Origin of the sequence: Castellaniella sp. (assembly GCF_034675845.1) — a bacterium.
Lineage (GTDB): Bacteria > Pseudomonadota > Gammaproteobacteria > Burkholderiales > Burkholderiaceae_B > Castellaniella.
In genome coordinates this window covers 1,767,667-1,786,641 of record NZ_JAUCCU010000001.1, presented here as the reverse complement: position 1 = coordinate 1,786,641, position 18,975 = coordinate 1,767,667, and the positions used below count along the sequence as shown (strand labels likewise).

15 protein-coding genes and 1 pseudogene are annotated in these 18,975 nt (G+C 60.9%); 9 read left to right on the top strand and 7 right to left on the bottom strand.

Translation table 11 applies throughout. From position 1 onward, the window contains the following. Positions 1-64: 64 nt before the first annotated feature. The 5 genes from VDP81_RS08585 to VDP81_RS08565 form a co-directional block, all read right to left on the bottom strand. On the bottom strand, positions 65-871 hold the full coding sequence (locus VDP81_RS08585) for a SapC family protein (protein WP_323012054.1): 807 nt from the start codon (positions 869-871) through the stop codon (positions 65-67). 17 nt (positions 872-888) lie between these two features. Next, a complete protein-coding gene (locus VDP81_RS08580; protein ID WP_323012053.1) occupies positions 889-1,863 on the bottom strand; it encodes a glycosyltransferase family 2 protein in 975 nt (324 codons plus the stop codon). Position 1,864: 1 nt separating this feature from the next. Beyond that, entirely contained in the window at positions 1,865-2,413 is a 549-nt protein-coding gene (gene rfbC / locus VDP81_RS08575; RefSeq protein WP_322995922.1) for a dTDP-4-dehydrorhamnose 3,5-epimerase, read from the bottom strand. Further along, the gene (gene rfbA / locus VDP81_RS08570; RefSeq protein WP_322995921.1) at positions 2,410-3,297 is read right to left on the bottom strand and encodes a glucose-1-phosphate thymidylyltransferase RfbA; all 888 of its coding nucleotides are present in this window, start codon (positions 3,295-3,297) and stop codon (positions 2,410-2,412) included. The genes rfbC and rfbA overlap by 4 nt, the downstream gene beginning before the upstream one ends. A 167-nt stretch (positions 3,298-3,464) precedes the next feature. Continuing rightward, entirely contained in the window at positions 3,465-4,949 is a 1,485-nt protein-coding gene (locus VDP81_RS08565; RefSeq protein ID WP_322995920.1) for a nucleobase:cation symporter-2 family protein, read from the bottom strand. Between the two features lie 278 nt (positions 4,950-5,227). On the opposite strand from VDP81_RS08565, the gene hutC reads away from it, so the two are divergent. Further along, complete coding sequence (hutC, locus tag VDP81_RS08560; RefSeq protein ID WP_323012052.1) at positions 5,228-5,959, top strand: histidine utilization repressor; 732 nt, start codon at positions 5,228-5,230, stop codon at positions 5,957-5,959. A gap of 82 nt (positions 5,960-6,041) precedes the next feature. Here hutC and VDP81_RS08555 read toward each other — a convergent pair whose 3' ends face one another. Beyond that, a complete protein-coding gene (locus tag VDP81_RS08555; protein ID WP_322995918.1) occupies positions 6,042-7,199 on the bottom strand; it encodes an alpha-hydroxy acid oxidase in 1,158 nt (385 codons plus the stop codon). Between the two features lie 206 nt (positions 7,200-7,405). Between VDP81_RS08555 and hutU the strand changes: the two are divergent. After that, positions 7,406-9,120, top strand: a pseudogene (gene hutU, locus VDP81_RS08550) (urocanate hydratase). Between the two features lie 72 nt (positions 9,121-9,192). Continuing rightward, complete coding sequence (gene hutH / locus VDP81_RS08545) at positions 9,193-10,710, top strand: histidine ammonia-lyase (RefSeq protein ID WP_323012051.1); 1,518 nt, start codon at positions 9,193-9,195, stop codon at positions 10,708-10,710. Here hutH and hutI read toward each other — a convergent pair. After that, positions 10,707-11,924: an imidazolonepropionase gene (gene hutI / locus VDP81_RS08540; RefSeq protein WP_323012050.1), complete on the bottom strand. Its 1,218-nt coding sequence runs from the start codon at positions 11,922-11,924 to the stop codon at positions 10,707-10,709. The genes hutH and hutI overlap by 4 nt on opposite strands. Before the next feature lie 216 nt (positions 11,925-12,140). On the opposite strand from hutI, the gene ssb reads away from it, so the two are divergent. From ssb to VDP81_RS08510, 6 genes are all read left to right on the top strand, one after another. Continuing rightward, positions 12,141-12,626, top strand: a complete 486-nt coding sequence (gene ssb / locus VDP81_RS08535; RefSeq protein WP_322995914.1) for a single-stranded DNA-binding protein — start codon at positions 12,141-12,143, stop codon at positions 12,624-12,626. Positions 12,627-12,955: 329 nt separating this feature from the next. Next, complete coding sequence (locus VDP81_RS08530) at positions 12,956-14,554, top strand: ABC transporter substrate-binding protein (RefSeq protein ID WP_322995913.1); 1,599 nt, start codon at positions 12,956-12,958, stop codon at positions 14,552-14,554. Positions 14,555-14,694: 140 nt separating this feature from the next. Beyond that, positions 14,695-15,720, top strand: coding sequence for a dipeptide ABC transporter permease DppB (gene dppB, locus VDP81_RS08525; protein WP_323012049.1), 1,026 nt, complete (start codon positions 14,695-14,697; stop codon positions 15,718-15,720). Then, complete coding sequence (gene dppC, locus VDP81_RS08520; protein ID WP_323012048.1) at positions 15,720-16,610, top strand: dipeptide ABC transporter permease DppC; 891 nt, start codon at positions 15,720-15,722, stop codon at positions 16,608-16,610. The genes dppB and dppC overlap by 1 nt, the downstream gene beginning before the upstream one ends. A gap of 12 nt (positions 16,611-16,622) precedes the next feature. Further along, on the top strand, positions 16,623-17,618 hold the full coding sequence (gene dppD / locus VDP81_RS08515) for a dipeptide ABC transporter ATP-binding protein (protein WP_323012047.1): 996 nt from the start codon (positions 16,623-16,625) through the stop codon (positions 17,616-17,618). Continuing rightward, positions 17,615-18,637 (top strand): peptide ABC transporter ATP-binding protein, encoded by a 1,023-nt coding sequence (locus tag VDP81_RS08510; RefSeq protein WP_323012046.1) that lies wholly within the window; start codon positions 17,615-17,617, stop codon positions 18,635-18,637. The genes dppD and VDP81_RS08510 overlap by 4 nt, the downstream gene beginning before the upstream one ends. Positions 18,638-18,975: the final 338 nt, after the last annotated feature.

Here is an 18,975-nt window from a genome sequence, read left to right as displayed (position 1 = left end):
TCTCACCATGCGCGCCTCGCTGAATCTCACGAAGCGCGCATGCCTGGAAAGGCGTGCGGCATGGTCAGTGGAACTTAATGGTTCCGCCGCTATTCAGAAACTCCAGATCCAGATCGCCTGTGGGGCTTTCGGGCAAGACCGGCGCCTGTGCGGCGTGAGCGCGCGCCAATATTCCCAGGCGCTGCAGGTGCTGCATGGACAGTAACTGACAATACGCCAAGGGCAGGGCCCCAGCTTCTCTCAGGGCCTGAAATGACTCGGGCGACAAGGCGTTGAGGGCAGTTTCGTTGATGCGAAACAGCCCCTGCAGCGTCGTGGTCTTGCCTTCGTCGCCCTGGATATTGATCGGCCAGGGCTCGATCAGTCCGTGTTGCTGCAAAGCATCACATAACAGTTGGGTGGGCTGGGCATTGGCCTGGACCTGGCTGAGAAACTGCAAAATCTGGCGCACGCGCTCTACAGGCTGACCTTGTTCATCAAAAAACGGCTGACTGCCACCATTGGCCGCACCGGCGGCCCCGCCGGTCTCGAGCAGACCGCTATCGTGGTCAAAACACAGCACTGTCCGGTCGTCCCCGACACGCGCCAAGGCAAAAGGATAGCCACGATAGGCGGCCGGAATGTAATCGGCCAGCCAGCGCCCGTCCGGGGCCACCAGCAGATTCTGCCCCTGGGCCAGGCCCTGCAGGGCCACCGGCATGTAATGCCCATCAGATTGGGTAAGGGCCAGCGGCAGACTAAGGCACGCACGGGGGATTTCCTGCATGACCAACACGGCCATGGTGTCGTGGGCAGCAAAGCCGTAGCCAGGGCTGGCGTGCCAGCCTTTATCTGCATGGTTCGTGGGAGTAATGGCGTGAAAATCAGGCATGAGTCATTCCGTTGGGTTTAGAGTCTGCCAAGCAGGGCAGCGGTCAGCAGGCCAAGGTTGCCCAGCAAGGTCTGGCGATACAGGCCACTGCGGGCAAACCACCACAGGCGCGGCAACAAGGACCGATCCCGGCCTTGGGCAAAGGCATTCAGCATCTGTCGCGACGACGGCGTCAGGTGATCCTGGACACGCTGCAAGGCGGCGATATTGGCGGTGTTCCAGTTATAGAAATCACCCTGCCACAACAGGCTGACACGATGCCAGCGGGCAGCCAGACTGAGATTGCTGCCCATCAGATTGTTGCCGTGCTGGCGATACCGCAAGGCCAGATAGTCATCGTAGTATACGCGCCCGCCGCAGCCTGCCACCAGCATATAGACCCACCAGTCATGGGCCAGAACATCCACATCGGCACCCGCCAGACACAGCAGGCGGCGGGCGGCCTGGTTGAAGACCATGGTGTTGCCACCGCCGATATTTTGTACCAGGGCATTACCAAACCCAGGAGGCCGCTGGAAGCGCACTGAAGCACCTATATCGCGATTGGCACTATCGACCAACTGCGTGCGCGAGGCATACAGCGCCGGCACATCCGGCGGCAAGGCGGCCAAGGCGGCCAGCGCCCGGGAGAGCTTGGCAGGCGCCCAGATATCGTCCTGATCGGAAAAGGCATAGTAGTCGGCCAGGATATCGGCACGACAGGCCAGGGACAGAAAGTTGGGGGCTAAGCCTCGGGCCGGTCCCTGAATCACCTGCAGGCGTCCGGCCATGGCGCCCGCCTGATAGCGGCGCAGAATATCCAAGGTCCCGTCAGTGCTGCCGTCATCAGACACCCAGAGCCGCCAGTGCGGGTACTGCTGGGCCAGAAAGGAATCCAGCTGAGGCGCAAGATATTGTTCTCCCTGCCACGTCCCCATCAAAATGGCGACTTGGGCGGGCGGGCGCTCGCCTTCGGCGCATGCCGAGGCCTGGTCAGGCAGGCTGGCAGACAAATCAGAAGACCTCGGCATCTGCCAGCAAGACGCCGACCGCATCCTTGGCTGACACAATCGGCGCCTGGCCATTCAGTTGCCAATCAATCGCCAGCGCGGGATCATCCCAACGAATGCAGCGCTCGTGGGTGGGCGCATAAAACGTTGTGGTCTTATAAAGGAACTCGGCCGTGTCCGACAGGGTGACAAAACCATGGGCAAAGCCCGGCGGCACCCAGAGCTGCTTTTTGTTGTCGGCCGACAGGGTTTCGCCCACCCACTGACCAAACGTGGGTGAGCCTCGGCGAATATCGACCGCCACATCGAAGACCTCGCCCTGGACAACGCGCACGAGCTTGCCCTGCGCATGGGGCGGCAACTGATAGTGCAGGCCACGCAACACACCACGCACGCTCTTGGAATGATTATCCTGGACAAAGTTGACCTCCAGACCGGTCGCCTCGCGAAAGGCCTGGGCATTGAAACTTTCAAAGAAAAAACCGCGCTCATCACCAAAAATGCGGGGCGTCGCCGTGAAAACCTCGGGAATGGCACTGGGCTGGAGATTCATGCGTCACCTGCCTGAACCAAGCGCAGCAAATACTGGCCGTAGCAGTTCTTCGCCAAAGGGCCGGCAATCGTACGGACCTGATCCGCGGTAATCCAGCCGTGACGCCAGGCGACCTCTTCGGGACAGGCGACCTTGAGGCCTTGGCGTTTTTCCAGCGTCGCGATGAACTGGCTGGCGTCCAGCAGACTGTCGTGGGTGCCGGTATCCAACCAGGCGTAACCACGGCCCATGATCTGGACATTGAGCTGACCCTGTTGCAGGTACTGCTGATTCACATCGGTGATTTCCAATTCGCCACGCGCCGACGGCTTGACGCCTGCGGCGATATCACAGACCTGTTCGTCATAGAAATACAGCCCGGTGACCGCGTAATTGCTCTTGGGGCGCAGGGGTTTTTCCTCGATGCTGAGGGCCTTGTGGGCGGCATCGAACTCGACCACGCCATAGCGTTCCGGGTCATGGACGTGGTAGGCAAAGACGCTGGCCCCATCGACTTGCTGATTGGCCGCCTGCAGACGGCGGGCCAGGTCATGACCGTAGAAAATATTATCCCCCAACACCAATGCGCTGGGATGATTGCCGATGAAATCGCGCCCAATAATGAAAGCCTGGGCCAAGCCATCGGGGCTGGGCTGGGCGGCATACTGGATATTCATGCCCCACTGGCTGCCGTCGCCCAGAAGCTCCGCAAAGCGCGGCGTATCACGCGGGGTGGAGATCAACAGGACCTCGCGAATGCCGCTGAGCATGAGCGTGGTCAGCGGATAGTAAATCATGGGGCTGTCATAGACCGGCATCAGTTGCTTGCTGACGACCTGAGTCACTGGATACAGGCGCGTTCCGGAACCGCCGGCCAGGATGATTCCCTTGCGTTGTTGTGTCATGGATGTTCTAGGCATGAAGATTTTTAGCCAGGATTAGCTGCTGATCACGGCATTTTAACAATCTAGCAAGCAGGGTAGTGAAATCTCGGCACTGCAGAGGTGCAGGCAATGCAAAAAGGGGCTGGCCACAGCACTGTGCTGTGGCCAGCCCCCACCGATGCTAGCGATCAGGCTTCGGCGTGTTTGGCGGCCTCGACGGCTGCCTTGGTGTCATGCGGAGCGCCATTGAAGAAGACGTTGAGCACGACAGCGGACAACGAGGTCAGCAAAATCCCGGACTCGATCAAGGGATGGATTGCATGCGGGGTCCATTGCAGGAACTTGGGGGCGACCACGGGGATCATGCCCATGCCGATGGAAATGGCGACGATCATGGCGTTATTGCGGTTGTCCTTGAAGTCCACGCCACCCAGGATGCGGATACCCGTCGCAGTCACCATGCCGAACATGACCAGACCCGCCCCCCCCAAGACGACGGTGGGCAGGGACTCGACCAGAGCGGCAAGCTTTGGCAGCAGGCCCAGCACCAGCAGAATCACGCCACTGGCCACGCAGACATAACGGCTACGCACGCCGGTCACGGCCACCAGCCCGACGTTCTGCGAGAAGCTGGAATACGGGAAGGTATTGAAGATCCCGCCGATCAAAGTACCCAGACCATCGGTACGCAGGCCGCGCGCCAGGTCCTTTTGCTTGATTTCCTTGCCCGTCATGTCGGCCAGGGCCAGGAACATGCCGGTGGATTCGATCAGGATGACGATCATGACCAGCGTCATGGTCAAAATCATCCAGAAGTCGAATTTCGGCATGCCGAAGTGAAAGGGCAGAACAATATCGACCCAGTCGGCCTTGGCGACTTTGTCGAAATTCATGATGCCCATGGACGTCGCGATCACAGCGCCCACGACAATGCCCAGCAGCACGGCAATATTGGCCAGAAAGCCCTTGCAGAACTTGGCAATCAGCAAAATGGATACCAGGACGGCAGCGGCAATCCCCACACCGGTCAGGTCGGCATATCTTGGGTTGGGCACAGTGGGCACAATCGACAGGCCCTTTGGCACGGCAGTCAGCGGCGACCCGGGCGCCCCCGAAGCCGCCTGGATATTATTCAGCCACTCGGTGTAATTCGGATCAACCACGGACGGCGCGGTGGGGCCGAAGGGATTGCCGAAAATCCAGTTGATCCCGACCCGCATCAAGGTGATGCCGATGATGGCAATAATCGTGCCCGTCACCACAGGCGGGAAAAACCGCAGCAGCTTGCTGACCCAGGGCGCAATGATGATGGTGATGATCCCCGCCGCAATAATGGTGCCAAACAATAGCTGGGCACCTTCATGGCCAGGATTGCTGTTGGCAATATGAAGCATGGGCCCCACCGGGGCAAAGCTGACCCCCATAATGACGGGCAGCTTGATCCCAAACCACTGGGTGGCGCCCATCGACTGAATGATGGTGGCAATACCGCAGGCAAACAGGTCGGCGGCAATCAGCAGGGATACCTCGTGCGAATCGAGGTTCAGGGCGCGGCCAATGATCAGGGGCACTGCGACGGCACCCGCATACATGACCAGCACGTGCTGCAATCCCAGCGCGGTGAGCTGGCCCATCGGCAAGACCTCATCGACCGGGGCAACGGATTTGCTCATGGTTGTCTCCAAAGAGATTTTCAATATGTTTGGAGTACCCGTGGCCCGATATGGCCAAGGCGCTGATCAAACGGTTTGATGCAATGTACCGAAGGCCCGCCACATGAGCTATAGGAATAGCCCGATAAGGGGGTTTAAGTTTCACGCATAATCCTGGGTTAACCCTAGGGATTTTGCTTAAGCCATGCGGATGAGTCGGGAAAACACCTAGCGTATCGACCGACGATCCCGAGCGCACCGACTAGAATAGAGCGCGTTCGATACACAGGAAGCAGCGTATGCCTCGCCAGGCCCAGGCCTCTCAACGCACAGCAGGGGCGATACCCGCGTATCAGCGCATCAAGAACTATGTATTGCAGCAAATCCGCAGCGGTATATGGACTGAAGGCGCAGTCATCCCCACCGAATTGGCTCTGTGCAAGCAATTCAGCGTGTCGCGCATGACCGTGCACCGGGCACTGCGTGAACTGACTGCCGACCAGGTGCTGCTGCGCTATCAGGGTTCGGGCACCTATGTGGCACCCGCCAAAATCCCAGCCACCCTGATCGAAATCCGCAGCATTGCACAGGACATCCGGGATCGTGGACACCAGCACTCGTGCAAGGTGCTGCAATTGCAGCAGCTCCAGGCCTCATCCGCTCAGGCCAAACGCTTTCGCCTGCGGGCTGGCGCCCCTTTATTTCATTCCCTGATCATCCACTACGAAAACGAGATCCCCATCCAGTTGGAAGACCGGCTGGTGGATGCCCGTCGCGTACCAGAGTACCTGCAGCAGGACTGGTCTCAGATGACGCCCAATGAGTATTTGATGCGTGTCGCCCCCGACCCAACCGGGCTGTACACGATCGAAGTGAAGCTGCCATCCGCCGACACAGCCGAGCCGTTGGATATCCCGTTGGATCAACCCTGTCTGGTGCTGGATCGCGTCACGTTTTCCAGCGATGCATTTACCTCGCAGGCGGTGATGTGGTATCCCGGAAACCGATATAAGCTGGCCGGGAAAATTTAAGACGCAGTCTGCGGCCCACCAAGCCTGCGGACGGACTCCGAAGGCATTGATACGAGTTCAGCGCAGATCAGGCATCTTAAAATTAAAAAATATCCGGATTCAGCAGAATGGATGCGTCCACATCCTGCATCCTGGTGCGACCGCAAAAGGCCATCGATACACTGAGTTCATTGGCAATCAGTTCCAGACAGCGTTGCACACCGGGTTGGCCCATCGCGCCCAAGGCATATAAAAAAGCGCGGCCAATCAGCACCGCCCGGGCGCCCAGCGCCAAAGCGCGCAGCACATCCTGTCCACTGCGAATGCCGCCGTCCAGCAGGACTTCAGTCTGGGACCCCACCGCATCCACGATCGCCGGCAAGGCGGCAATCGTGGATGGCGCGCCATCCAGTTGTCGACCGCCGTGATTGGACACAATCAGGCCATCCACCCCCGCATCCACCGCATGCCGGGCATCCTGCGCATCCAGCACCCCTTTGACAATCAGCTTGCCGCCCCAGCGCCGCTTGATCCATTCCAGATCCGCCCAACTGAGTGTCGGGTCGAATTGCTCTGCCGTCCAGGTGGATAAAGAATGCAGGTCGCTGACGCCTTTCGCATGGCCCAGGATATTGCCGAACCCGCGCCGACGCGTCTGCAGCATGTGCCAGCACCAGCGAGGCTTGCCCGCCAGATTCAGCAAATTGGCCAAGGTAGGGCGCGGCGGCGTGGACAAGCCATTTTTAATGTCTTTATGCCGCTGTCCCAGCACCTGCAGATCCAGCGTCACCATCAGGGCCGAGCAGCCCGCCGCTTTGGCCCGATCGATCAGGTCGCCGATAAAGTCGCGATCCCGCATGACGTACAACTGGAACCAGAAAGGCTGCTGCGTTTGGGCGGCCACATCCTCGATCGAGCAGATGCTCATGGTGGACAGCGTAAAGGGAATGCCCGCATGTTGTGCGGCACGCGCCGCAAGAATTTCACCATCCGCCCATTGCATGCCGGTCAGCCCCGTGGGGGCCAGAATGACCGGCATCGCCTGGGTGCTTCCCAACACGGTAGTGCGCAAATCCCGGTGTGCAATATCCAGCGCGACCCGCTGGCGAAAGCGCAAGCGCTGCAGGTCGGCGCTATTGGCGCGGTATGTCTGCTCGGTCCATGAGCCGCTATCGACATAGTCATAGAACATGCGCGGCACACGGCGTCTGGCCAGGCGCTGGAAGTCCTCCACACAGGTCATTTTTTCAAGACTGGGCATGGCGCCTCCGGTTGCATTGTCGATACTCGCCCGGGCGTCGCAGACGCTCCTGGCCAAAGATGCAGTTTACGGGTTCAGCCTGGCCTTTATACGCTCAACGCCGAACATTCTTGTGCCCCGCAGCCGAAACCAAAGCAATGCTTGCAGCAAGACAGTCTTTTTTCTACTATCTAAATGTATATACATAAAACCAACAGGAGACCTCGATGAGCACACCCCCCCATGCCAGCGACCCACGCTACGATGCCAGCCGTGAAATCCACGCCCCGACTGGCACGCAACTGCATTGTCACAACTGGACGATCGAAGCGGCCTATCGCATGATCCAGAACAATCTGGACCCGGCCGTGGCGGAAAACCCCAAGCATCTGGTGGTCTATGGCGGCATTGGCCGGGCGGCGCGCGACTGGGCATGCTACGACGCCATCCTGGCCAGCCTGCGCACGCTGAAAGAGGACGAAACCCTGCTGGTGCAGTCGGGCAAGCCAGTGGGTGTGTTCAAGACACATCGCGATGCCCCGCGCGTGCTGCTGGCCAACTCCAACCTGGTCCCCAAGTGGGCCACCTGGGAAAAATTCAGCGAATTGGACCAGGCCGCCTGTTCATGTACGGCCAAATGACGGCGGGCAGCTGGATCTACATTGGCAGCCAGGGCATTGTGCAAGGCACCTACGAGACCTTCATCGAAGCGGGCCGCCAGCATTTTGGCGGCTCGTTTGCCGGACGCTGGATCGTGACCGCAGGCCTGGGCGGCATGGGCGGTGCGCAGCCGCTGGCCGCCAGCTTTGCCGGGGCTTGTTCACTGACCATCGAATGCCAGCAAGCGCATATTGATTTTCGCCTGCGCACACGCTATCTGGACCGGCAGGCACGCGACCTGGACGAGGCCCTGGCCATGATCGCCGAGCACACGGCCCGCCAAGAAGCCGTCTCCATCGGCTTGCTGGGCAATGCCGCCGATATCCTGCCGGAAATCGCCCGCCGCGCCCAGACCGGCGGACCACGGCCAGACCTGGTGACCGACCAAACCTCGGCCCACGACCTGATCCATGGCTATCTGCCATCAAACTGGACCGTCGAGCAATGGCAGGCCGCCCAGGCCGATCCGGCACAACACACCCGCCTGCGGGCCGAGGCCGCACAGTCCTGCGCACGCCATGTGCAGGCCATGCTGGACCTGCATGCCCTGGGTATTCCCACCGTGGATTACGGCAACAATATCCGCCAGGTCGCCTACGATGAAGGCATCCACAACGCCTTCGATTTCCCGGGCTTTGTCCCTGCCTACATCCGCCCTCTGTTTTGCGAGGGCAAGGGGCCATTCCGCTGGGTGGCGCTGTCGGGCGACCCACAAGACATCTACGCCACAGACCGCAAGCTCAAAGAATTGTTTCCCGACAACCACCACATGATCCAGTGGCTGGACATGGCGCACGAACGCATCGCCTTCCAGGGCCTGCCCGCCCGCATCTGCTGGCTGGGCCTGGGCGAGCGCCATCGGGCCGGACTGGCCTTCAATGACATGGTCCGCACGGGTGAACTCAAGGCGCCCATTGTGATTGGCCGGGATCATCTGGACACAGGATCGGTGGCCAGCCCCAACCGCGAGACCGAGGCCATGCGCGACGGCACCGATGCTGTATCCGACTGGCCTTTGCTGAACGCCCTTCTGAACACGGCGGGCGGCGCCAGTTGGGTATCGTTGCACCACGGCGGTGGGGTGGGCATGGGCTACAGCCAGCATGCCGGCATGGTGATCGTGGCCGACGGCACCGATGCCGCCGCCCGGCGGCTGGAACGCGTATTGATCAATGATTGCGGCAGTGGCGTCATGCGCCATGCCGATGCGGGCTACCCGCTGGCCATTGAAACCGCCCGATCTTTCGGGTTGAATCTGCCCATGCTGGCCAGCGCCGACTGAATCAAGCGGCCTGCGGTACGCCCCAGACCTGCGCCGGGGGAATATCATGGCCACAACAACAGGTGAAGAAAAATGACCCAGCAGTTGATCTTAAATCCCGGTGCCCTGGACCTGACCATCCTGCGCCAGATATGGCACGGCGACGTGACGCTATCCCTGCCCGACCAGGCTGTCCATGACATGGATGCCTCGGCCGCCATCGTGCAGGCCATCATCGATCGGGGCGACCCGGCCTATGGCATCAACACGGGCTTTGGCAAGCTGGCCCAGACCCGCATCCCCGACCATCAGTTGGAAGACCTGCAACGCAATCTGATCCTGTCGCACTCCGTCGGCGTCGGACAGCCGCTGGATGCCCGCGTCGCGCGCCTGCTGATCGCCATGAAGGTGGCCAGCCTGGCTCGCGGCTACTCGGGCATCCGATCCAACGTCGTGCTGACTTTGCTGCAAATTTTCAATGCCGGTCTGATCCCGCATATTCCGGAAAAAGGCTCGGTGGGGGCATCGGGCGACCTCGCGCCGCTATCGCACATGACGCTGGCCTTGATCGGTGAAGGCCTGATTGGCCACGACGGCCAGTGGCTGCCCGCCGACCAAGCCCTGGCACTGGCCGGCATCACCCCCATCCGTCTGGCCGCCAAGGAAGGCCTGGCGCTGATCAACGGCACCCAGGTCTCCACCGCGTTGGCCCTGCATGGACTCTTCCTGGCTGAACACCTGTTCGACAGCGCCGTGCTGGCCGGGGCGCTCAGCGTGGATGCCGCCAAGGGCAGCGATGCGCCATTCGACCCGCGTGTGCATGAAATCCGCGGCCAGCCGGGCCAGATCAAAGTCGCGCAACGCTACCGGGCTTTGCTGTCGGGCAGCGCCATCCGCCAGTCTCATCTGGTGTCGGACAATAAAGTCCAGGACCCCTACAGCCTACGCTGCCAGCCGCAGGTCATGGGCGCCATCCACGATCTGATGGCGCAGGCCACCGGGACGCTGCTGACGGAGGCCAATGCGGTCACCGACAACCCCCTGGTGTTTGCCGGGCGCGACGGCCAGCCGGACCAAGTGATTTCAGGCGGCAACTTCCACGCCGAACCGGTTGCATTTGCGGCGGATACGCTGGCGCTGGCCATTGCTGAAATCGGCGGCCTGTCCGAACGCCGGGTGGCCTTGTTGATCGACGCCAGCATTTCCGGCCTGCCGCCCTTTCTAGTGCCCGAACCCGGACTGAATTCCGGTTTCATGATCGCCCATGTAACGGCGGCCGCCCTGGCGTCGGAAAACAAATCCCTGGCGCACCCAGGCAGCGTAGACAGCCTGCCGACCTCGGCCAACCAGGAAGACCACGTCAGCATGGCCACATTTGCCGCTCGGCGACTGACCGACATGGCGCGCAACACCGCGCATATCGTGGGCATCGAACTGCTGTGCGCCGCCCAGGGAATTGATTTTCATGCGCCGCTGCAGACATCCGTCCCGCTGCAAAAGCTGCATGCCCAGATCCGCCAGGATGTGGCCTTCTATGACAAAGACCGGCTGCTGGCGCCAGACCTGGACATCATCGGCCAGCGGGTGCTGGAAGGCGCTTACCGCCTCTAGGCGACCACCTGCCCATGGCACACCACCAACCGACAGCGCGGCAGGCCCATCCAGTAGGCCAGCTCCGCCGGGCTGTCGATATCCCAGACAACAAAATCCGCCAGATGCCCCACCGCCAGGCGGCCCGTGACCTCTGGCGCCCCCAGGGCATCGGCAGCATGGCGGGTAACGCCGTCCAGGACTTCGGCCACGGTCAGTTTGAATAGCGTACAAGCCATGTTCATCATCAACAACAGCGACGTGGCCGGTGAAGTGCCCGGATTGCAGTCGGTCGCCACGGCCATGGACACGCCATGGCGACGCAGCAAATCAATCGGCGGCAGGTGGGTATCCCGCAAAAAATAATACGCACCCGGCAGCAGCACAGCCACCATACCGGCCTGGCGCATGGCCAGCACGCCGTCCTCGTCCAGCCACTCCAGGTGGTCTGCCGACAAGGCCCCATAGCGGGCAGCCAAGGCTGTGCCGCCCAGCAAGGATAATTGTTCGGCATGCATCTTGACGGGCAGGCCATGTCGCGTGGCGGCCTGCAGCACGCGTTCAGACTGCGTCAGGCTGAAGCCGATGCCCTCGCAGAACACATCCACGGCGTCGATCAGCCCTTCCTCCTGCAAGGCAGGCAGCATGACATCGCATACCTGGGTGATGTAATCGTCTGCCCGGCCTGCGTATTCCGGCGGCAGGGCGTGCGCCCCCAAGAATGTAGTGCGCACGGTCACAGGGCGGGCTTGAGCCAAACGGCGGGCCACCTGCAGCATCTTGCGCTCGGTAGCCAGATCCAGACCATAACCGGACTTGATTTCGATGGCGGTCACGCCCTCGGCCCGCAAGGCGTCCAGACGCCTGAGCGCCTGCTCGAACAAGACATCTTCAGACGCAGCACGGGTTGCCCGCACACTGGATAGGATGCCGCCTCCCTGGCGGGCAATGTCTTCGTAGTTGGCGCCCGCCAGCCGCAAGGCAAACTCGTCGGCCCGCTGACCACCATGCACCAGATGGGTGTGGCAATCGATCAGACCGGGGGTGACCAGGGCGCCCTCCAGATCGTGTCGGCTGGCCGCCTGATACTGGTCGGGCGCCTGACCCGCTTCCCCCAGCCAGACAATGCGCCGACCTTCGCTGACCAAGTCCGAGAGCGGCACGGGGCCTGCCTGCCAGCCAGACGGGATTATGCGTAAATTCTGCCAAAGAATCGGGGCGGGCGACGCAAGCATGATGGCGTCCTTTTTGTATAGACAACAAACAGATTATTGCCCAAAAGTCGAGCCAGAAATGGGGTCAGACACCAATTCCGGGGTCAGGCACCGATTCGTCACATCGGGTTTACCCGCTTGGGCGATAATATCTCTTTTGCCAGTTGCGCTGGGACAAGCGCCGGGCCTATCCCCGATAATGGCACCCATGTTTTGTTCAAACCACAGGATTCCACCATGGCCTCAGTCAATAAAGTCATCCTCGTCGGCAACCTGGGGCGCGACCCGGAGGTCCGCTACAGCCCCGATGGCGCCGCCATCTGTAACGTCTCTATCGCCACCACCAGCCAATGGAAAGACAAAGCCTCCGGCGACCGCCGCGAGGAAACCGAATGGCACCGTGTCGTTTTTTATAACCGCCTGGCTGAAATCGCCGGCGAATACCTGCGCAAAGGCCGCTCCGTCTACGTCGAAGGCCGCCTGAAAACCCGCAAATGGCAGGACAAGGACACCGGTGCCGACCGCTACAGCACGGAAATCGTCGCTGATCAGATGCAGATGCTGGGTGGCCGCGATTCCGTCAGTGACGTGCCGAGCGGCGACGCCGGGTTTTCCCAGGCGCCAGCGCCGGCACGCCGAGCGCCCCAACAGCAACGCCCTGCCGCACCGGCTGCTGCACCGGCTGCCAACCTGGCTGATATGGACGACGATATTCCGTTTTGAAACAAAACCACATTACTTGCGGCTTCAAAGGCCTGCCCCGAACCACGCGGCGCAGGCCTTTTTCATGGCCCGATCAGGTCTAGCAAATCTTGCATCCTGCCTGAAAAAGTTATACCTGCCCACTAAAAAGGTAACACCCGCCCGGTTGTATACACAAAATATTCAATTAAATAAAAATCAATAAAACCACCAAAAACCCAATGAATACGCGGCTTTAAAGAAAGTTTCACAAACCCGCATTCGGGTAATCCTTGATGCCTTGGGGCTACGGTAAATACGGCATTTCATGCTATGTTCTCGCTGATTCACGCACACAAGCGAGGAGAAAAATGAAAATTTCCAAACGTACACTAGGTCTATCCCTGATTTCCTTGGCCCTGGCCTTTGGCTCCGCCCAAGCCGCCACCACCTACGTCTACTGCTCTGAAGGCTCGCCCGAGGGCTTCAATGCCGCCTTCTTTACTTCCGGCACATCCAACGACGCCATCCACCCCATCTTTGACCGTCTGGTCGAATTCAAACCCGGTACCACCGAAGTGGTTCCTGGCCTGGCAGAATCCTGGGATGTCAGCGAAGACGGAAAAACCTACACCTTCCATCTGCGCAAGGGCGTCAAATTTCATTCGAACAAAGGCTTTGCCCCCACGCGCGACTTCAATGCCGACGACGTGCTGTTCTCCTTTTTGCGCCAGTTCGATGCCAACCACCCCTACCACAAGGTCTCGAACGCCGCCTATCAGTACTTCAATGACATGGGCATGGGCGAACTGATCGAAAAAATCGAAAAGGTCGACGACCACACGGTGCGCTTCGTGCTGGCCCGCCCGGAAGCACCCTTCATTGCCAACCTGGGCATGGACTTCACCTCGATCCAGTCGGCTGAATATGCCGATGCGATGATGAAGGCCAAAACCCCCACCAAGGTCGATTCCGACCCTGTCGGCACGGGCCCCTTCGAATTCGTCACCTACCAGAAAGACGCCCGTATTCTGTACAAGAAATTCGACAGCTACTGGGGCAACAAGGCCAAGGTTGATCGTCTGGTGTTTGCCATCACGCCGGACGCCTCCGTGCGCTATGCCAAGCTGCAGAAAAACGAATGTCAGTCCATGCCCTACCCCAACCCGGCAGATCTGGATTCCATCAAAAAGAACCCAGACGTGCAGCTCCTGGAGCAAGCCGGCTTGAACGTGGGTTATCTGTCGTTCAACACCGACAAGAAACCCTTTGACAACGTCAAGGTGCGTCAGGCCCTGTCCATGGCCATCGACAAGCCCGCCATCATCGAAGCCGTCTTCCAGGGGGCCGGCCAACCTGCCAAGAACCTGCTGCCGCCCACGATGTGGAGCTACAACGACGCTGTTCAGGACTGGCCGTTCGATGTTGCCAAGGCCAAGGCTCTGCTGGCTGAAGCAGGCTATCCCGACGGCTTTGAAACCGATCTGTGGGCCATGCCGGTACAGCGCCCCTATAACCCCAATGCCCGGCGCATGGCTGAAATGATCCAGGCCGACTGGGCCAAGGTCGGCGTCAAAGCCAAGATCGTGTCCTTCGAATGGGGCGAATACCTGAAGCGCACCAAAAATGGCGAACACCAGACCATGCTGATTGGTTGGACAGGGGATAACGGCGATCCCGATAACTTCCTGGCCACCCTGTTCAGCTGCGCCGCCGCCAAATCAGGTTCCAACTATTCCCGCTGGTGCTACCAGCCCTTCGAAGACCTGATCCAGCCTGCACGCACCACGGCAGATCACGCCAAACGCGTGGAACTGTACAAGCAGGCCCAACAGGTGATGCACGACCAGGCGCCTGCCGTCATGATCGCGCACTCGACGGTATTCGAACCGCTGCGCAAGAACGTCGAAGGCTATACCGTGTCCCCCCTGGGCCGACACGTCTTCGACCAGGTCAGTCTGGGCAAGTAACCGCCCGGATGCCGCTTTGGCGCCTATGGCACCCATAGGCGCTGAAGGGGCTTGCCGGGCTCTGGTCCATCCTGCCCGGCAATCGCTTCCCTTCCCGCCCGGCCTCCGGCTGGGCGAGACCCTTAGGGGCTACTCGCACCATGTTTTCCTTTATCCTCAAGCGCGTCGGGCTGGCTATCCCCACGTTCATCGGCATTACCCTGCTGACCTTTGTATTCATCCACCTGATCCCCGGCGACCCCGTGCTGATCATGGCGGGCGAACGGGGCCTGTCGCCAGAGCAGCACGCCGCCATGATGGCGCAGCTGGGCCTGGACCAACCCTGGACCACCCAGTATTTCCACTACATCAAGAGCCTGCTGCAGGGTGACCTGGGCACATCGCTGACGACCCGCACCCCGATTTGGGAAGAGTTCGTGCCGCGTTTCCAGGCTACCCTGGAACTCAGCTTCATGGCCATGTGCATCGCCCTGGCGATCGGCATCCCCGTCGGCGTGCTGGCCGCTGTCAAGCGCGGCTCCTGGTTCGACCACGCCTCCATCACCGCCGCCCTGACGGGCTATTCCATGCCCGTATTCTGGTGGGGGCTGATGCTGATCATGCTGGTCTCGGTGCAATGGGATCTGATGCCGGTGTCGGGACGCGTCAGCGCCGCCCTGTTTCTGGACCCTAGCGAGCCCCTGACCGGCTTCATGTTGATCGACACCTGGCTGTTCGGTGAACCCGGTGACTTCCTGGACGCCCTGCACCATATTGTGCTGCCCGCGTTTGTGCTGGGCACAATTCCATTGGCGGTGATTGTGCGCATGACGCGCTCGTCCATGCTGGAAGTCCTGAACGAGGACTACATCCGCACGGCCCGCGCCAAGGGCCTGTCGCGTCTGCGCGTGGTCATTGTGCATGCCCTGCGCAATGCGCTGCTGCCCGTCATCACCGTCATCGGCCTGCAGGTCGGGGTGCTGATGGTGGGCGCCATCCTGACCGAAACCATCTTCTCCTGGCCCGGCATTGGTCGCTGGCTGATTCAAGGCCTGGAACAACGCGACTACCCGGTCGTCCAGGGCGGGATATTGATCGTCGCCACCATCATCATCGTGGTCAATATGTTTGTCGATATTTTGTATGGCTTCGCCGACCCGCGGATTCGTCAGAAACAGGGGCGATAATGACTGAACTCACCCAAACCATGCCCGCCCCTCCGGGGCCCTTCAAATCCTTCTGGCAGGACTTCTCCCGCAACCGTGGCGCCCTGATCGGCCTGATCTACATCGTCGTCATGCTGCTGGTGGCTATCGGCGCCAACCTGATCGCGCCGCACGACCCAACCGAGCAATTCCGCGAACACCTGCTGCAACCGCCCGTCTGGGAAACCGGCGGCAGCTGGCAATTCCTGCTGGGCACCGATGACGTGGGCCGCGATGTGCTCTCGCGCCTGATCTTCGGGGCGCGGCTGTCGCTGCTGGTGGGCTTTCTGGTGGTCAGCATCTCGCTGGTGCTGGGGATTTTCTTCGGCGTGCTGGCCGGCTATACGGGCGGCGTGGTGGATATCTCCATCATGCGCGTGGTGGACATCATGCTGGCGCTGCCCAGCCTGCTGCTGGCCCTGGTGCTGGTGGCGATTTTCGGGCCATCCATCGTCAATGCGTCTTTAGCGCTCAGTTTCGTGGCGCTGCCGCACTATGTGCGCCTAAGCCGTGCCGCCGTGCTGCGCGAAATGACCCGGGATTACGTGATTGCATCCCGGGTAGTAGGCGCGGGCGCCTGGCGCCAGATGTTCATCAATATTCTGCCTAATTGCGTAGCACCGCTGATCGTACAGGCCTCGCTGGGCTTTTCCAATGCCATCCTGGATATGGCGGCACTGGGCTTTCTGGGCATGGGCGCCCAGCCGCCCACCCCCGAATGGGGCACCATGCTGGCCGATGTGCTGCAGTTCGCACAAAGTGCCTGGTGGGTCGTGACGTTTCCAGGTCTGGCCATTTTGCTGGCCGTGCTGGCATTCAATCTCATGGGTGACGGTCTGCGCGATGCGCTGGACCCGCGCCTGAAAGTCTAAGGAGGGCAGACCATGCTGGAAGTCCGCAATCTGTCCGTGCATTTTGGCGAAGAATCCGCCCCCTTCAAGGCGGTGGATCGCGTCAGCTACCACGTCAATGCCGGCGAGGTCGTCGGCCTGGTCGGCGAATCCGGGTCAGGCAAATCCGTCAGCTCGCTGGCCTTGATGGGCCTGATCGATTTCCCAGGCCGGGTGCATGCCGACGCCTTGCGCTTCGAGGACCAGGACCTGCTGTCCCTGCCCGAGAAAAAGCGCCGCGAAATCGTCGGCTCGAAGATCTCCATGATCTTCCAGGACCCGATGACCAGCCTGAACCCCTGTTATACGGTGGAATACCAGATCGCCGAGGCACTGCGCGTACACCAGGGTGGCTCGCGCAAGGCTCTGCGGGCGCGGGTGCTGGAGCTGCTGGACCAGGTCGGCATCCCCGACCCGATCTCGCGCCTGAAGGCCTATCCGCATCAACTCTCGGGCGGCATGAGCCAGCGGGTGATGATTGCCATGGCAATTGCCTGCAATCCGCGCCTGCTGATTGCCGACGAGCCCACCACCGCGTTGGACGTTACCATCCAGGCACAGATCATGGATCTGTTGCTGGATCTGCAGCGCCAACAGGGCCTGGGACTGGTGCTGATCACCCACGATCTGGCCTTGGTCGCTCAGGCGGCTGACCGCATTCTGGTGATGTATGCCGGCCAACTGGTCGAATCCGGCCCAGCCAGCGAAATCTTCCGTCATCCACGCCACCCATACACGCAGGCGCTGCTGCGCGCGCTGCCGGAGTTCTCCAGGGATGCCGACCGGCTGGTGTCTCTGCCGGGCGTAGTGCCGGGGCGCTATGACCGTCCTCAAGGCTGTCTGCTCAGCCCACGCTGTCCCTATGCCACGGCCCGCTGCCACACCGAGGAGCCGGCACTGCACGGCCCCGAAGGCCGCCAGGTCAAATGTCACACACCGCTCAATGACCTGGGCCAGCCCGTCGAAGCATCCACCGGGGTTTCCGCATGAACAGCACAGCATCACCCTCCCCCGCCGCAGGCGCCAACGCCGATGACGTGGTCCTGCAAGCCATCGATCTGAAACGTCACTACGCAGTCGAGAGCGGCTTCCTGAAGCCCAAACGATCCGTCAAGGCACTGGACGGGGTATCGTTCACGCTGCAGACGGGCAAGACACTGGCCGTGGTGGGCGAATCCGGCTGTGGCAAATCCACCCTGGCCCGGGTGCTGACCATGATTGAGCAGCCCACCGCCGGACAGCTGCTGTACCGTGGACAGGATGTATCGCAGACCAGTCCCGAACTCGCCCGCCTGCGGCGCAAGAAAATCCAGATCATCTTCCAGAACCCCTACGCCTCGCTGAATCCGCGCAAGCGCATCAGCGACATTCTGGAAGAGCCCCTGCTGATCAACACCGATCTGGATGCTGCCCAGCGACGCACGCGCGGACAGGCCATGATGGAACGCGTGGGCCTGCGGCCGGAACACTACAGCCGCTATCCCCACATGTTCTCCGGCGGTCAGCGCCAGCGTATCGCGATCGCCCGCGGCCTGATGCTGGACCCGGAAATCCTGGTGGCCGACGAAGCCGTCTCGGCGCTGGACGTGTCGGTACGCGCCCAGGTGCTGAACCTGATGAAGGATCTGCAGACCGAACTCGGCCTGTCCTATGTATTTATTTCGCATGACCTGTCGGTGGTGGAACACCTGGCCGACGAAGTCATGGTGATGTATCTGGGCAAGGTCGTCGAACAGGGCAGCAAGGCAGCGATTTTCGGTCAGCCGCTGCACCCATATACCCAGGCACTGCTGTCAGCGACCCCGCGTTTGAACCAGGACGGCCACGGTGAGCGCATCCGCATCACCGGCGAGCTGCCCAGCCCGCTGAATCCGCCACCCGGCTGCCCTTTCAGCAGCCGCTGTCCCCGCGTCATGCCGGTTTGCCGGGAAAAACTGCCTGCGCTCAAGGACCAGGGTGGGCGACTGGTGGCCTGTTATGCGGTGGAACAGGATTTGGGGACGCCTTAAAGTTTCTTCCGAAATCTGGGGGGGGGGGGGTTCTTCTGGGGGGTTTCATTGCTGTCCAGGGGGTGGGCAGGACAGGTCGCAATTTGGCGGCTGCGCCGGGGATGTTGGGGCCAGCTCCAACAGTCCTGCCCACCCCCTGGACAGCAATCGACGAAAATGGCGACGCTACAGGGGCTACCCCACAAGCAACAACTGAAAACAGCGACGCGACAGATCTACCCACAAGAAACAGCTGAAAACAGCAGCGTGAAATAACTCCCAAAATAGCGACATCGTGGATATACCCCGACCCCAAGCATTCCAATTGTCGTCACATCGTTGTGTGAGGTGGCGGGCGG

Excerpts from the sequence above, each read along its gene's own strand:
- hutI (WP_323012050.1), bottom strand. The coding sequence starts at position 11,924 with ATGCTTGCGTCGCCCGCCCCGATTCTTTGGCAGAATTTACGCATAATC.
- VDP81_RS08555 (WP_322995918.1), bottom strand. The coding sequence starts at position 7,199 with ATGCCCAGTCTTGAAAAAATGACCTGTGTGGAGGACTTCCAGCGCCTG.
- VDP81_RS08510 (WP_323012046.1), top strand. The coding sequence starts at position 17,615 with ATGAACAGCACAGCATCACCCTCCCCCGCCGCAGGCGCCAACGCCGAT.
- dppD (WP_323012047.1), top strand. The coding sequence starts at position 16,623 with ATGCTGGAAGTCCGCAATCTGTCCGTGCATTTTGGCGAAGAATCCGCC.
- rfbC (WP_322995922.1), bottom strand. The coding sequence starts at position 2,413 with ATGAATCTCCAGCCCAGTGCCATTCCCGAGGTTTTCACGGCGACGCCC.
- hutC (WP_323012052.1), top strand. The coding sequence starts at position 5,228 with ATGCCTCGCCAGGCCCAGGCCTCTCAACGCACAGCAGGGGCGATACCC.
- ssb (WP_322995914.1), top strand. The coding sequence starts at position 12,141 with ATGGCCTCAGTCAATAAAGTCATCCTCGTCGGCAACCTGGGGCGCGAC.
- dppC (WP_323012048.1), top strand. The coding sequence starts at position 15,720 with ATGACTGAACTCACCCAAACCATGCCCGCCCCTCCGGGGCCCTTCAAA.
- VDP81_RS08530 (WP_322995913.1), top strand. The coding sequence starts at position 12,956 with ATGAAAATTTCCAAACGTACACTAGGTCTATCCCTGATTTCCTTGGCC.
- dppB (WP_323012049.1), top strand. The coding sequence starts at position 14,695 with ATGTTTTCCTTTATCCTCAAGCGCGTCGGGCTGGCTATCCCCACGTTC.
- VDP81_RS08565 (WP_322995920.1), bottom strand. The coding sequence starts at position 4,949 with ATGAGCAAATCCGTTGCCCCGGTCGATGAGGTCTTGCCGATGGGCCAG.
- hutH (WP_323012051.1), top strand. The coding sequence starts at position 9,193 with ATGACCCAGCAGTTGATCTTAAATCCCGGTGCCCTGGACCTGACCATC.
- VDP81_RS08585 (WP_323012054.1), bottom strand. The coding sequence starts at position 871 with ATGCCTGATTTTCACGCCATTACTCCCACGAACCATGCAGATAAAGGC.
- rfbA (WP_322995921.1), bottom strand. The coding sequence starts at position 3,297 with ATGACACAACAACGCAAGGGAATCATCCTGGCCGGCGGTTCCGGAACG.